14 protein-coding genes are annotated in these 13,050 nt (G+C 71.6%); 2 read left to right on the plus strand and 12 right to left on the minus strand.

Annotated elements, in window-relative coordinates:
* The 3 genes from G3I41_RS13290 to G3I41_RS13300 all read right to left on the minus strand — a co-directional run.
* The coding region (locus G3I41_RS13290; protein ID WP_164400420.1) for an AAA family ATPase at positions 1-1,526 on the minus strand (1,526 nt) is incomplete at its 3' end.
* A gap of 232 nt (positions 1,527-1,758) precedes the next feature.
* Positions 1,759-1,968, minus strand: coding sequence for a hypothetical protein (locus tag G3I41_RS13295; protein ID WP_164400421.1), 210 nt, complete (start codon positions 1,966-1,968; stop codon positions 1,759-1,761).
* A gap of 436 nt (positions 1,969-2,404) precedes the next feature.
* Positions 2,405-2,686, minus strand: coding sequence for an acylphosphatase (locus G3I41_RS13300; RefSeq protein ID WP_164400422.1), 282 nt, complete (start codon positions 2,684-2,686; stop codon positions 2,405-2,407).
* Positions 2,687-2,828: 142 nt separating this feature from the next.
* Between G3I41_RS13300 and G3I41_RS13305 the strand changes: the two genes are divergently transcribed.
* The gene (locus G3I41_RS13305; protein WP_164400423.1) at positions 2,829-3,851 is read left to right on the plus strand and encodes a CAP domain-containing protein; all 1,023 of its coding nucleotides are present in this window, start codon (positions 2,829-2,831) and stop codon (positions 3,849-3,851) included.
* Between the two features lie 97 nt (positions 3,852-3,948).
* On the plus strand, positions 3,949-4,350 hold the full coding sequence (locus tag G3I41_RS13310; protein WP_164400424.1) for a helix-turn-helix domain-containing protein: 402 nt from the start codon (positions 3,949-3,951) through the stop codon (positions 4,348-4,350).
* Between the two features lie 64 nt (positions 4,351-4,414).
* On the opposite strand, the gene mutM is transcribed toward G3I41_RS13310, so the two are convergent.
* From mutM to G3I41_RS13355, 9 genes are all read right to left on the minus strand, one after another.
* Positions 4,415-5,275 (minus strand): bifunctional DNA-formamidopyrimidine glycosylase/DNA-(apurinic or apyrimidinic site) lyase, encoded by an 861-nt coding sequence (gene mutM, locus G3I41_RS13315; protein WP_164400425.1) that lies wholly within the window; start codon positions 5,273-5,275, stop codon positions 4,415-4,417.
* A gap of 81 nt (positions 5,276-5,356) precedes the next feature.
* Entirely contained in the window at positions 5,357-6,181 is an 825-nt protein-coding gene (gene rnc / locus G3I41_RS13320; RefSeq protein ID WP_164400426.1) for a ribonuclease III, read from the minus strand.
* Positions 6,182-6,200: 19 nt separating this feature from the next.
* The gene (gene rpmF, locus G3I41_RS13325; RefSeq protein ID WP_003965982.1) at positions 6,201-6,374 is read right to left on the minus strand and encodes a 50S ribosomal protein L32; all 174 of its coding nucleotides are present in this window, start codon (positions 6,372-6,374) and stop codon (positions 6,201-6,203) included.
* A gap of 2 nt (positions 6,375-6,376) precedes the next feature.
* Positions 6,377-6,985, minus strand: a complete 609-nt coding sequence (locus G3I41_RS13330; protein ID WP_164400427.1) for a DUF177 domain-containing protein — start codon at positions 6,983-6,985, stop codon at positions 6,377-6,379.
* Positions 6,986-7,176: 191 nt separating this feature from the next.
* The gene (locus tag G3I41_RS13335) at positions 7,177-8,259 is read right to left on the minus strand and encodes a cell division initiation protein (protein WP_164400428.1); all 1,083 of its coding nucleotides are present in this window, start codon (positions 8,257-8,259) and stop codon (positions 7,177-7,179) included.
* 110 nt (positions 8,260-8,369) lie between these two features.
* On the minus strand, positions 8,370-8,849 hold the full coding sequence (gene coaD / locus G3I41_RS13340) for a pantetheine-phosphate adenylyltransferase (RefSeq protein ID WP_203600929.1): 480 nt from the start codon (positions 8,847-8,849) through the stop codon (positions 8,370-8,372).
* Positions 8,850-8,875: 26 nt separating this feature from the next.
* Positions 8,876-9,460, minus strand: a complete 585-nt coding sequence (rsmD, locus tag G3I41_RS13345) for a 16S rRNA (guanine(966)-N(2))-methyltransferase RsmD (protein ID WP_164400430.1) — start codon at positions 9,458-9,460, stop codon at positions 8,876-8,878.
* Positions 9,461-9,562: 102 nt separating this feature from the next.
* The gene (recG, locus tag G3I41_RS13350) at positions 9,563-11,851 is read right to left on the minus strand and encodes an ATP-dependent DNA helicase RecG (protein ID WP_164400431.1); all 2,289 of its coding nucleotides are present in this window, start codon (positions 11,849-11,851) and stop codon (positions 9,563-9,565) included.
* Between the two features lie 63 nt (positions 11,852-11,914).
* A partial coding sequence (locus tag G3I41_RS13355) for a dihydroxyacetone kinase (protein ID WP_164400432.1) occupies positions 11,915-13,050 on the minus strand: 1,136 nt, incomplete at its 5' end.

Genomic DNA, 13,050 nt, shown 5'->3' on the forward strand with positions numbered 1-13,050 from the left:
CCGCGGGCCCCGAGCAGCGCCCCCGTGCCGTCCTTGCGCCGCAGCCCGAGGGCGAGCGCGTCGTGCCGGGCCGCTACGGCGGCGCGCCGGCGTTCGGCGGCGGTGGCCTCCTCGCGGGCCCGGGAGTGGGCCGCCTCGGCCTCCTTCAACTCGCGGCGGGCGGCTTCGTGCTGTTCGCCGAGTTCGGTGTCCCCGGCGTCCAGGCCCTCGACCTCGGCCTTCAGCTCCTCGTACTCCTCCTGGGCGGTGACGGCGCGCTCCCTCGCCTCGTCGCGCGAGGCGGAGAGCCGGTCGATCTCCGCCTGGGCGGAACCGGCGCGGCTGCGGGCGGCGTTGACCTGGCCGTGCAGTCGGGCGAGCCCTTCGCGACGGTCGGCGAGGGCGCGGGCGGCGTCCTTGAGGCGGCGCTCCTCGGCCGCCAACTCGCGTTCGAGTCCGGCGCGGTGGGAGGCGGTGTCGTCCAGCGCGTGTTCGGCCGCTTCCAGGGCGGCGGTCAGCTCGGCCTCCTGCTCGCGGATGCGGGCGGCCTCGCGCTCCATGTCCTCGGGGTCGCGGCCCCGGCGCTCCTCCTCGGGCGGCGCGGTGGCGCTCTTCACCCGGGCGTCGGCCAGCGAGATCGTGCCGCGTACCCGTTCGGCGAGCTGCGACAGCTCGTACCAGGTCTGCTGGGCGCGCTGGAGCCTGGGCGTCAGCCGCCGTACCTGGTCCTCCAGTTCGGCCTCGCGGGCGAGGGCGGCCTTGAGCTCCGCCTCGGCGGCCTCCCGGCGCTGTCTGAGCGCGGCCTCGTCGGCGATCTCGCTGCGCAGGGCGGTGCGCAGCGTCACGAGGTCGTCGGCGAGGAGGCGCAGCCGGGCGTCGCGCAGGTCGGCCTGGATGACGGCGGCGCGGCGGGCCACGGCCGCCTGCCGGCCCAGGGGCTTGAGCTGTCTGCGCAGCTCGTCGGTGAGGTCCTGGACCCTGGCGAGGTTCGCCCCCATCGCGTCCAGCTTCCGCAGCGCCTTCTCCTTGCGCTTGCGGTGCTTGAGGACGCCGGCCGCCTCCTCGATGAAGGCGCGGCGGCCCATGGGGTCGGCGTGCAGGACGGAGTCCAGCTGGCCCTGGCCGACGATGACGTGCATTTCGCGGCCGATGCCGGAGTCGGAGAGGAGTTCCTGGATGTCCAGCAGTCGGCAGGTGTCGCCGTTGATCTGGTATTCGCTGCCGCCGTTGCGGAACATGATCCGCGTAAGGGTGACTTCGGCGTACTCGATGGGCAGGGCGCCGTCGGAATTGTCGATGGTCAGCGAGACCTCGGCCCTGCCGAGCGGCGGGCGGCCGGTGGTCCCGGCGAAGATCACGTCCTCCATCTTGCCGCCGCGCAGGGATTTGGCGCCCTGTTCTCCCATGACCCAGGAGAGTGCGTCCACCACGTTGGATTTGCCCGACCCGTTGGGCCCGACGACGCAGGTGATGCCGGGTTCGAACCGCAGCGTCGTGGCGGAGGCGAACGATTTGAAACCGCGCAGGGTCAGGGCCTTGAGGTGCACGCCGCCGGACTCTACCTTTCACTCTCGGTTTCGCTGATGAAGGTGCAGGGCACATCAGACGGTAAGGGAAGGGGTGTAAGTCCGGGGCGGGACCTGCGCGAGGCCGGGGGGGAAAAGAAAGAAGGGACGCCGAAGCGTCCCCTGTGATTCTGCGGGTCAGGCGATACCGCACCCGTGCCCGCGGCTCGACGGATCGTGCGGGTGTGCCAAGCGGGTCAGGTCGCCGTGCGGGTCAGGTCAGTGCCGGCTCCGCCTGGGGTACGTCGATGTCGATGCTGTCGAGCAGCGACTGGTGCTGAGCGGCGGCGTTCAGCGCGTCGTTCTCCTCCTGAATCCGTACGAGCTCGGATTCGAGGTCCCGGACGCGCTGCTGGAGCCGTCGCATCTCGGCGAGGAGTCGCGGGTCGGAACCGCCGACGTAACCGAGAAGCGCCTTTGCCATGATGGATGGTCCTCCACAATGAGTGACCGACCGATGCGGTGTGGGTCGTGAGGGATCGCACCCGCGGTGTTCGGCAGTGCTCACTGTCACTGCTGTCCTGCTGCCTACCAGCTCTGCCGAACAGCTGAGGTGCGCGGGGATTTCAGAGTCTCACCAAAAAGTTTGACGGTCAACACGATCACACCCCGCAGAGGCGGGCGTCCCGGGGGCGCGCGGCGAGACGATCATGCGGCGCGGCACTCCGACGGGGCCCTCAGGGGTACGGAGATCATCCTTTGGGCGGCAGCCTGGCATGCCAACCGAATCTTGGCAACCATCAGGACATTCCGCAGGTCATTTCATGTGTACGCGCGACGGGGGCGTATGCCGTCACCACCCGCCGCGCATCGAACACGGGCCGGACACGAGCCCTTTCCCGGGCCTTTCGGGAGCGGTCTCAGCGGATCGCGAATCCGTCGTATCCGCCGCGCGGCGTGTCCCATATCTCAGTCACGCCGTCGACACGGCCGGGTGTGTCGTCGGAGCGGAGCCAGTCGAGGAGACGGTGGCAATTCTCACGCCGGCCCTCCGCCACGACCTGCACCCGGCCGTCGTCCAGATTGAGGGCGAAACCGGTGAGGCCACCGATCTCCAAAGCGTTTGCCCTGGTGAACCAGCGGAAGCCCACTTGCTGTACTCGGCCGCGTACCCAAGCGGTGAGCCGTGCATCTTCGTTCATGCTCGAACGCTATCGGTCCCTTTGCATTCGGAGCACGTCCCGGCGCATCGCCATGGCGTACAGTCCCCTCGCAAAAGCTTCACTCGTTCGGGTGAGCAGGGGCGTCGAAAACGGCGTCCAGGTCGTCAGAAGGGCACAGCAGATGGGACGCCATCGACGCAGCGCCGCAGTCCCCGCCGCTGAGGAAAACGCGGACGGGGCCTCGGCCCGGCACCGCGGGGCGGGCCGCAGGAAGCGGTCCGCGATCCCCGTGCGCACCGGACTCATAGGCGTCTCGGCGGCCGTGGCCGTCGGCGCCGTCGCCGTGGCGTCGGGTCTGCTGCCCGGCGGGGACGGCTACACCGTGGGCGGCGGTCCGGCCGCCGACCAGATCCGCTCCCAGGCCGCCCCGGACCTCCTCACCCAGGGGGGCATCACCGCGTCGCCCTCCGACCGCTCCTCCGCTTCTCCACCGGCGAGCCGGGGCACCGAGCGCCCCGCCGCGCCCAGGAAGTCGCATTCCGCGACGTCGAAGCCCTCCGATCCGGCCTCGCCCAGCGCCTCCCACTCGCCCTCCGCTTCGCACTCCGCTTCCGCCTCGCCCTCGAAGACTGCCAAGCCCTCCAGGTCCGCGTCGCCGTCGAAGACCGCGTCCGGGAAGAAGGAGTCGGCCGGGAAGAAGAAGTCGGCCCAGCCGTCCTCCTCCACGTCGAAGGCCCCGGCCACCAAGGCCGCGAAGAGTTCGGCGCCCGCCGCCCCGAAGTCCTCCGCGCCGGCCCCGTCGAAGAGCAGCACGCCGAAGACCACCGCCGCCTCGGCCCAGGCCGCGATCCTGGCCCTCGTCAACGAGGAGCGGGGCAAGGTCGGGTGCAGCCCGGTCACCGCGAGCGCGTCGCTCGCCTCGCTCGCCCAGGACTTCAGCGACGACATGGCGGCGCGCGGCTTCTTCGACCACACGGACCCCGACGGCAAGACCCCCTGGGACCGGGCGGACGCGGCCGGTGTCGCGGGCCTCGGCGGAGAGAACATCGCCCGCGGACAGGCTGACGCGCAGGCCGTGATGGACGCCTGGATGAACAGCGACGGCCACCGCGCAAACATTCTCAACTGCGATTACAAGACGCTCGGCGTCGGCGTCCACTACGGGGCCGGCGGCCCCTGGTGGACCCAGGACTTCGGCTTCTGACCCGAGTCACCGCCGTACGCACCACCTCGTACGCCCCACTCGCCTCCCCGGATCACACTGACCCCGGGAAAGCGCTGTGCGGGCGTACGCTGGTTTCATGGATCAGAGCACCGCACCGGAGACGTCGGCGACGGACGACCTGCCCTTCGACGTGTTCTCGAAGCAGTGCCCCTCGCGCGGCCTGCTCGAACACGCCACCGGCCGCTGGGGCGCCCTCACGCTCGGTGCCCTGTACGAGGAGAGCCTGCGGTTCAACGCGCTGCGCCGCCGGGTGGACGGGGTGAGCGAGAAGATGCTCTCCCAGACGCTGCACGCGCTGGAGCGTGACGGCCTGGTGCACCGCGAGGCCCAGCTCACCAACCCGCCCCGGGTGGACTACGAGCTGACCCCGCTGGGCCGTGAGGTCGCGGAGCGGCTGCTCGCCCTGATCCACTTCGTGGAGGGCCGGATGCCCGAGGTCCTCGCGGCGCGGGCGCGTTACGACGCCCGGGAGAGCTAGGGCGTGTTTCGAAAGTCCCGCCTGTCCGGCCTACGGGCGGACGGCGCTACTTTCGAAACACGCCCTAGGGCCGCACGCGCGGCGGGCGCTGGCAGCGGGGGCAGTAGTAGCTGGACCGGTTCATCCAGGGGCGCCGCGCCATCGGCGTACCGCAGCGGTGGCAGGGCTCGTCCTCGCGGCCGTAGGCGTCGAGCGAGCGGTCGAAGTAGCCGGACTCGCCGTTCACGTTCACATAAAGGCTGTCGAAGCTGGTGCCGCCCTGCGCCAGGGCCGCGTTCATCACGTCGCGGACGTGGCCGAGGAGTTCGGCGGACTTGGGGCGGGTGAGCGTCGCGGTCGGCCGGTCGTAGTGCAGCCGGGCGCGCCACAGCGCCTCGTCCGCGTAGATGTTGCCGACCCCGCTGATCAGCGACTGGTCGAGCAGCGCGCGCTTGACCGTCGTCCGGCGCAGTCGCAGCGCCGTGTGGAAGGCGGCGTCGTCGAACGCCGGATCCAGGGGGTCGCGGGCGATGTGCCCGATGATGTCGGGGAGCCCGTCCGGGGTGTTCTCGTGGAGCGAGAGGCCGCCGAAGGTGCGCTGGTCCACGAAGCGCAGTTCGGTGCCGACCGCGTCGGCGAACCTGATCCTGACCCGCAGATGCTTCTCGTCCGGCGCCCCCTCGGGCTGGACGAGCAGCTGACCGCTCATGCCCAGGTGGCCGAGGAGCGAGCCGGCCGCCTCGTCCAGCGGCACCCACAGGTACTTGCCCCGGCGCATCGCCGTCCCGAACCGCGCCCCCGTGAGCCGGGCCGCGAAGTCCACGCCGCCCGCGAGGTGGCGGCGGACCGCGCGCGGATGCAGGACCTCGACCTCACCGGCCGTCCGCCCGGCGACCCAGCGCTCCAGACCTCGGCGGACGACTTCGACCTCGGGCAGTTCGGGCATGGCACGGCTCCTGGGACGAAAGGCGTACGGGGAAAGGAAGAACCCCCCGGTGCACGGCGGCACCGGGGGGTTCTCGCAGGGTCAGGCCGGAGCGACGTCCGTGGACGGGGCGGGGTCGGCAGGGGTGTCGGCGGCCCCTCCGTCGGCGACGGCCTTGGCCGCCGCCTCCCGCGCCTCGGCGGCGGCGGTGATCTCGCGCCAGGCGGACTCGGCCGCCTGCTGCTCCGCTTCCTTCTTGCTACGGCCGGTGCCGGTGCCGTACGAGACACCACCGACGCGAGCAGCAGCAGTAAAGGTCTTCTCGTGGTCCGGGCCGGTCTCCGTGACGAGGTACTCGGGGACTCCGAGGCTCTCGCTCGCGGTGAGCTCCTGGAGGCTGGTCTTCCAGTCCAGGCCGGCGCCGAGGTTCGAGGACCTGTCGATCAGCGGGTCGAAGAGCCGGTGGACCAGCTCGGACGCCGCGTCGAGGCCCTGATCGAGATAGACCGCGCCGATCACCGCTTCCAGGGTGTCGGCGAGGATGGAAGCCTTGTCCCGGCCACCCGTGCCCTCTTCACCGCGGCCGAGCCGGATGAAGGAGCCGAGTTCGAGCCCGCGGCCCACCTCCGCAAGCGCACGCGAGTTGACCACCGCGGCCCGCAACTTGGCCAGCTGGCCTTCGGGCAGGTCGGGGTGGGTGCGGTACAGCGTGTCCGTGACCACCAGACCGAGCACGGAGTCCCCGAGGAACTCCAGCCGCTCGTTGGTGGGCAGACCGCCGTTCTCGTACGCGTACGAACGGTGGGTCAGCGCACGCACCAGAAGGGCGGACTCGAGTTGGTACCCGAGCCGCCCTTCCAGAAGCGTGTGGGACGAGGCTGTGTTGACGTTGTCTGCCTGCTTCTTGGCGTGGGACAACTCAGACATCGGGCCTCTCACCAGCCGCTCAGACCTCGAGGACCTGGCGCTTGTTGTACGTGCCGCAGCTGGGGCACGCGATGTGCTGCAGCTTCGGCTCCTGGCAGCGCTCGCACGAAACCAGGGTGGGGACCGCAGCCTTCCACTGCGACCGGCGGTGGCGCGTGTTGCTGCGCGACATCTTCCGCTTCGGAACAGCCACGGCTACTTCTCCTGCTTCTTGTCGACGCCGGGTGCGGCGCCGCCCATGTTGTCCTTCTCGCCGTCCTGAATGGTCTCGGCGAGTCCTTGCAGTGCCGCCCAACGAGCGTCGACGGCATCGTGGTGGTGGCCCGGATTCTCGTCCAGCCTGACTCCGCACTCGGAGCACAGACCGGCACAGGATTCCTTGCACACCGGCTGCATCGGCAGTGCGAGCACCACCGCATCACGCAGCACCGGCTCGAGGTCGAACAAGCCGTCCTCGAGGAAAAGCCTGTCCTCGTCGTCCTCGGCGTCGTCGACCGGGTCCGCGGGCTTGCCGTGGTTCCGGTCATCGGCGTCAGGGTACGAGAACATCTCCTGGAAGTCCGCCTCGACCTCGCGGCTCAGCGGCTCCAGACACCTTACGCACTCCCCCTCGACCGTCGCACGGGCGGTCCCGGTGACGAGCACGCCCTCCATGACGGATTCGAGACGGAGGTCCAGCTGCACCGGCGCGCCTTCCGGCACTCCGATGACGTCGCCGATACCGAGGTCGGCGGGGGCGTCCGCCGTGCGGGTCAGCCGCTTCATGGCACCGGGACGCCGGCCCAGCTCGTGCGTGTCGAACACGAGGGGGTTTCGGTGGTCGAGGTGGCCGTTCAGGGCTTCTCCTGCTTTCGGATCGAACGCGTCACGCGTGGTGGGAGGGGGCCGGCCCGTCCGGAGTCGAAGCGGGCAGCCGGGATCGCGGACATACGCGCGACCGAAGAGCCAGGATACTGGACACACCGCCCAGCTCCCAATCCGGGCCCTTCCGGCGGTCAGCGTTCCTGTTCGTAGCGGCGCAGCTGGTCCAGGTCGATCATGCTGGTGTCGAAGAGGCTGGTCTCGTCCAGGGCGGCATCCCCGTGCTGCGGAAGGGGCTGCTGGGGCTGGGCGGGCTGCTGCCAGGCGTCGTAGCCGCCCTGCGCGTGGCCCTGGTCGTAGCCCTGCTGCTGGTAGGCCGCGTACGGGTCGGGCTGCTGCTGGTAGCCGTAGACGTCCTGCTGGGGCTGGGGTGCCTGGTAGGCGTCCTGCTGCTGGTCCTGGTAGCCGTAGCCCTGGGCGTACTGCGGTTCCGGCCGGGCGTACGGCTCGGCCTGGTGCGGGATCGGGAGCGGCTGCGGGGCGGCGGCCTCGGCCAGTCCGGCCCAGTGGTCCTCGTCACTGGTGTGCCCCTGGTCACCGGCCGCGTCCTGGGCGGCGATGTGCGCGCCGAGCTCGTCGGTGGCGACCCGGCCGTGCAGCTTCTGCCGGCCCCGGCCGACGGCCTCCAGGGTCTTGGCGAGCACCGCCTCGAAGGCACCGAGCTTGGTGTCCACGTAGGCGTCGGCGCGCTGGCGGAGCGTGTCCGGGTCGGTGCTGCGCTCGGGGGCCTCGGCGAAGTCCGGGTCCTCGTAGCCCTGCTCGTCGAAGCCCTGCCCGCGACCGAGGAGCTTCTCGCGGCCCCGGTCGACGGAACCGATGGTCTTGGTGAGGACGACCTCGAAGTTGGCGAGCTTGCTGTCGACGTACTCGTCGGCCTCGGCGCGGACCTCGTCGGCCTCCTTGCGGGCCTCGGCGAGGATGCGGTCCGCCTCGGCCTGGGAGCGCCGGGCGATCTCCGTGTCGGCGATCAGGGCGGTGCGCTCGGCGTGGGCGTTCTCGATGATGCGGCCGGCCTCCTGGCGGGCCTGCTCCACCAGCTGCTCGTGGCCGCCGATGACCTCGGCGGCCTGGGCGAGCGAGCCGGGCAGGGCTTCGCGCACCTCTTCGAGCATCGCGAGCAGTTCGGCGCGGTTGACCACGCAGGACGCCGACATGGGCATGGACCGGGCGTTCCCGACCGTCGCGACGATCTCGTCCAGCTTCTTCTGCACGTCCACCGTGTGCTCGCCACTCTCTACTGCCGGTTGGAGACGGACGGGACGACTGTACGGCCAGTCGGCGCCCGCCCGACACCTGCGGTGCGTGACGCTGACGTGCTGTCAGTGGCTCAGCGCTGGGCGAGGCGTTCGGTCAGGGCCTGCTGTACGACCGGCGGCAGCAGGTGGGAGACGTCGCCGCCCCAGGCCGCGACCTCCTTGACCAGGGAGGACGACAGGAAGCTGTAGGTGGGGTTGGTCGGCACGAAGAGCGTCTCGACGCCGGACAGCCCGTTGTTCATCTGGGCCATCTGGAGTTCGTAGTCGAAGTCGCTGACGGCCCGCAGGCCCTTCACGATCGCCGGGATGTCGCGCTGCTTGCAGAAGTCCACGAGCAGGCCGTGGAAGGACTCGACCTCGACGTTGCCGAACTCGGCGGTGACCTCGCGGATGAGCCCGATCCGCTCCTCGACCGTGAACAGGCCCTTCTTCGACTGGTTGATCATCACCGCGACGTGCACGACGTCGTACAGCTTCGAAGCTCGGCCGATGATGTCGAGATGTCCGTTGGTGATGGGGTCGAACGACCCCGGGCATACGGCGCGGCGCAACTTGATTCCCTCGCTCTCCGGTCCGGTCATCGTGCGTCTTCGCACGTGGCGGCGGCGCGACCGTACCAAAGCGTTCCCTCGCCGTAGCGACGGGCCCGCAACGGCTCGAAACCCTTGGGCCAGCTGAATTCTCCGCCTCTGGTGCTGCGTTCCACGGTGACGAGTGCGTCGCCCGTGAGCCACCCCTGCGTACGGAGTGTGAGCAGGATCTCGCAAAGATCGTCGTCGGTGACGGCGTACGGCGGGTCCAGGAAGACCACGTCGTACGGCTCCGCGGGTGCCGGGCCCGTCACGATCTGTTGGGCTTTGCCGCCGCGGACCTCGGCGCCGGGCAGGCCGAGGGTGCGGGCGTTCTCCTTGACGGTGCGCAGGGCCTTGGCGTCGGCCTCCACGAGCAGGGCGTGGGCGGCGCCCCGGGAGAGCGCTTCGAGGCCGACGGCGCCGGAGCCGGCGTAGAGGTCGGCGACCCGGATCCCGTCGAGGGTGCCCAGGAGCGCCTGCCAGGTGGAGAACAGGCCCTCGCGCGCGCGGTCGGATGTGGGCCGGGTGCCGGTGCCGGGCGGGACGGCCAGGCGGCGTCCGCCGGCCACGCCTGCGATCACGCGGGTCATGGGTGTCTGGTCCTCGGGTCGGGGCGGCGCGCGGGGTGCCGTGGGCGCCGTACTCCCACGATATGGCGTCGGGGAGGACGGGGCGCCCGGGGGCGGGCGGGCTCACCCCTTGTCCAGGTACTCCTCGCGCTCCTTGTCGAGCAGGGCGTCCAGGGCGGTGCGCAGCTCGGGCAGGTGCTCCAGGCCGGGGTCGGCGGCGACGACGGCGACGGCCTCCTGCCGGGCGGCGGCGATGACCTCCTCGTCGTCGATGACGTTCAGGACGCGCAGCGAGGAGCGCACTCCGGACTGGGCCTGGCCGAGCACATCGCCCTCGCGGCGCTGTTCGAGGTCGATGCGGGAGAGCTCGAAGCCGTCCAGGGTCGCGGCGACGGCGGAGAGCCGGGCGCGGGCGGGGCTCGCCTCGTGGGCCTCGGTGACCAGCAGGCAGAGCCCGGGGGCGGAGCCGCGGCCCACCCGGCCGCGCAGCTGGTGCAGCTGGGAGACGCCGAAGCGGTCGGCGTCCATGATGACCATCGCGGTGGCGTTGGGGACGTTGACGCCGACCTCGATGACGGTGGTGGCGACCAGGACGTCCACGTCGCCGGCCGCGAAGCGGCGCATGACGTCGTCCTTGTCGTCGGGCTGCATCCTGCCGTGCAGCACCTCGACGCGCAGTCCGTGCAGGGGCCCCTTGGCAAGCTGTTCGGCGATCTCCACAACGGCCAGCGGGGGGCGCTTGTCCGCGGTGGCGGCCTCTTCCTCGGCCGCCTTCTTCCCCTTCTTCTTGGCGGGGTCGTCCTCGTCGTCCCCGATGCGGGGGCAGACGACGTACGCCTGGTGGCCGTTCTCGACCTCCTCGCGGACCCGTTCCCAGGCGCGGCTGAGGAAGTGCGGCTTGTCCTTGGCGGGGACGACGTGGCTGGCGATGGGCGAGCGGCCGGCCGGGAGCTGGTCGAGGACGGAGGTCTCCAGGTCCCCGAAGACGGTCATGGCGACGGTACGGGGGATGGGCGTCGCGGTCATGACGAGGAGATGCGGCGACCTCTTCTCCCCCTGGGAGTGCGCCTTCGACCTGAGGGCGTCGCGCTGCTCGACCCCGAAGCGGTGCTGTTCGTCCACGACGACCAGGCCCAGGTCGTGGAACTTCACCTTGTCCTCGATCAGGGCGTGCGTCCCGATGACGATGCCGGCCTCACCGGTGACCAGGTCGAGCAGCGCCTGCCGGCGGGCGGCGGTGCCCATGGACCCGGTGAGCAGCACGACCTTGGTGCCCTCGTCGGAGCCCCCCAGCGCCCGCCCGTCGCCCGACCACCGCCCCTCATCGAGAGGCGCTTCGCGCCACAGGCCCCCATACTCGGCCAGCTCCCCCATCATCTCGGTGATCGACCGGTGGTGCTGCTGGGCCAGGACCTCGGTGGGCGCGAGCATGGCCGCCTGGCCGCCCGCGTCGACGACGGCGAGCATGGCGCGCAGGGCCACCATGGTCTTGCCGGAACCGACCTCGCCCTGGAGGAGGCGGTGCATCGGGTGCTCGGTGGCGAGGTCGTCGAAGATCTCGCCGGAGACCTTCTGCTGGCCGTCGGTGAGGGTGAACGGGAGCTTCGCGTCGAAGGCGTCGAGGAGGCCGCCGGGGGCGGGCCTGCGGGCGACGGCGGGGAGCTGGGTGTCGGCGTACCTGCGGCGGGCCAGGGCGACCTGGAGGACGAACGCCTCGTCCCACTTGAGCCGGTCCCGGGCCTCCGCCACGTCGGCCTTGGTGGCCGGGCGGTGGATCTTCAGCAGGGCCTCGGGCAGCGAGGTGAAGCCGCGTCCCTCGCGCAGGGCCTCGGGGAGCGGGTCGACGGCCTCGCGGGCGCTGGGCAGCACGGCGTCGACCGCCTTGGCGATCCGCCAGGAGTCGAGCTGCTTGCAGGCGGGGTAGATCGGCAGCAGCTTGCCCGCGAAGGCGTCCACCGCCTCGGTCGCCCCGGCCTCGTCCACGGAGGCGGCGTCGAGCAGCTGGTACGTGGGGTGGGCGAGCTGCATCTTCCGGTTGAAGACCGAGACCTTGCCGGCGAACATCGCGCGCCGGCCGGGCAGCAGCTCCTTGTGCGGCTTGTGGACGCCGTGGCCGAAGAAGACGAGCTGGAGGCGGCCGTGGCCGTCGGTGAGGGTCACTTCCAGGCGCTTGCCGCGTCCGCCGTTGAAGGTGAGGACACGGGCGTCGGCGACCTGGGCGACGACCGTGACGTGCTCGTCCAGCGGGAGGTCGGTCAGCGCCGTGAGCCGGCCGCGCTCCTCGTACCGGCGCGGGTAGTGATGGAGGAGATCACCGACCGTGTGCAGGTCGAGGTGCTCGGCCATCACCTTCGCGGTGGGCCCGCCGAGCAGCTTCTTGAGGGGTTCTTCGAACGCAGACACGCGATCCATTGCACACCACGGCAGTGACAGTTGTCCGTCGGGCGCCGCCCGGGCCCGTCGTCGCGCCGGGTGCTACTCGACGCCGATCAGCAGCGGCGCGCCCTGGCGGCCACCCCGGTAGGTGGTGGTGTCCACCGCGAGGTGGCCGCCGCGGACGTGCTGTTCCAGGGCTTCGGCCAGCGCGGGCGGGGTGTTCTCGTCCAGGACCAGGGTGACCAGCTCGCCGCCGGCCGCGAGCATCCGGTCCAGCACCTTGCGGGCCGTGCCGGGGACGTCCTGGCCGATGACCGCCACGTCGCCGTCGATGAGGCCGAGGACGTCCCCGGCCTGGCAGATGCCCGCCGTGGTCCAGGACTGCCGTTCGGCCACGGCCAGTTCGGCGTAGCGGGTGGCGCCGGCGGCCGAGGTCATCGCGACCACGTCCTCGTCGAAGCTGCGGTCCGGCTCGTGGACGGCGAGGGCCGCGATGCCCTGGACGGCGGCCCGGGTCGGGATGACGGCGACCCGGACGCCGTGGGCCCTGGCCTGTTCGGCGGCGGCGGCCGCGGTGTGGCGCAGGTCCGCGTCGTTCGGGAGCAGGACGACCTCGCGGGCATGGGCGCGGCGGATGGCGTCGGCCAGTTCGCCGCTGGCGGGCGGTTCGCCGGGCCGCGCGAGCACGGTCGTCGCACCGGCCTCCCGGCAGAGGGCGGCGAGGCCCTCCCCCGGGACGACCACGACGACCGCGCGCCCGGCGGGCTCGGGCCGGGCGTGGGCGCGGTCGGCGGCGAAGTGGGTGATGCGGATGCGGTACGGCCGGCCGGCCTCGACGCCCGCCTCGACCGCGGCGCCGGCGTCGTCCACATGGACGTGGACGTTCCACAGGCCGTCGCCGCCGACCACCACCAGGGAGTCGCCGAGGGCGTCCAGCCGGGCGCGCAGCCGCTCGACGGCCTCGTCCCCGGCCTCCAGCAGGTAGATGACCTCGAAGGCGGGGCCGCCCCCGTCCGTGTCCTCGCCCGCCGGGCACTCCGCGTCGTCGCCGTACGCCGGGACGTACGGGACGGGGGCCTCGTACGGCCGCTCCGGGCCCCGTCCCGAGACGGCTTCGACCAGGGCTCCGAGGAGGGTGACCAGACCGCGCCCGCCGGCGTCGACCACTCCGGCCCTGGCGAGGGCGGGGAGCTGTCCGGGCGTCGCGTCCAGCGCGGTGCGGGCGCCCTCGTAGG

Source organism: Streptomyces sp. SID9727, assembly GCF_010550605.1.
Lineage (GTDB): Bacteria > Actinomycetota > Actinomycetes > Streptomycetales > Streptomycetaceae > Streptomyces.

Coding starts and splice junctions, on each gene's coding strand:
- G3I41_RS13295 (WP_164400421.1), bottom strand. CDS start 1,968: ATGGCAAAGGCGCTTCTCGGTTACGTCGGCGGTTCCGACCCGCGACTC.
- G3I41_RS13300 (WP_164400422.1), bottom strand. CDS start 2,686: ATGAACGAAGATGCACGGCTCACCGCTTGGGTACGCGGCCGAGTACAG.
- G3I41_RS13305 (WP_164400423.1), top strand. CDS start 2,829: ATGGGACGCCATCGACGCAGCGCCGCAGTCCCCGCCGCTGAGGAAAAC.
- G3I41_RS13310 (WP_164400424.1), top strand. CDS start 3,949: ATGGATCAGAGCACCGCACCGGAGACGTCGGCGACGGACGACCTGCCC.
- mutM (WP_164400425.1), bottom strand. CDS start 5,275: ATGCCCGAACTGCCCGAGGTCGAAGTCGTCCGCCGAGGTCTGGAGCGC.
- rnc (WP_164400426.1), bottom strand. CDS start 6,181: ATGTCTGAGTTGTCCCACGCCAAGAAGCAGGCAGACAACGTCAACACA.
- rsmD (WP_164400430.1), bottom strand. CDS start 9,460: ATGACCCGCGTGATCGCAGGCGTGGCCGGCGGACGCCGCCTGGCCGTC.
- recG (WP_164400431.1), bottom strand. CDS start 11,851: ATGGATCGCGTGTCTGCGTTCGAAGAACCCCTCAAGAAGCTGCTCGGC.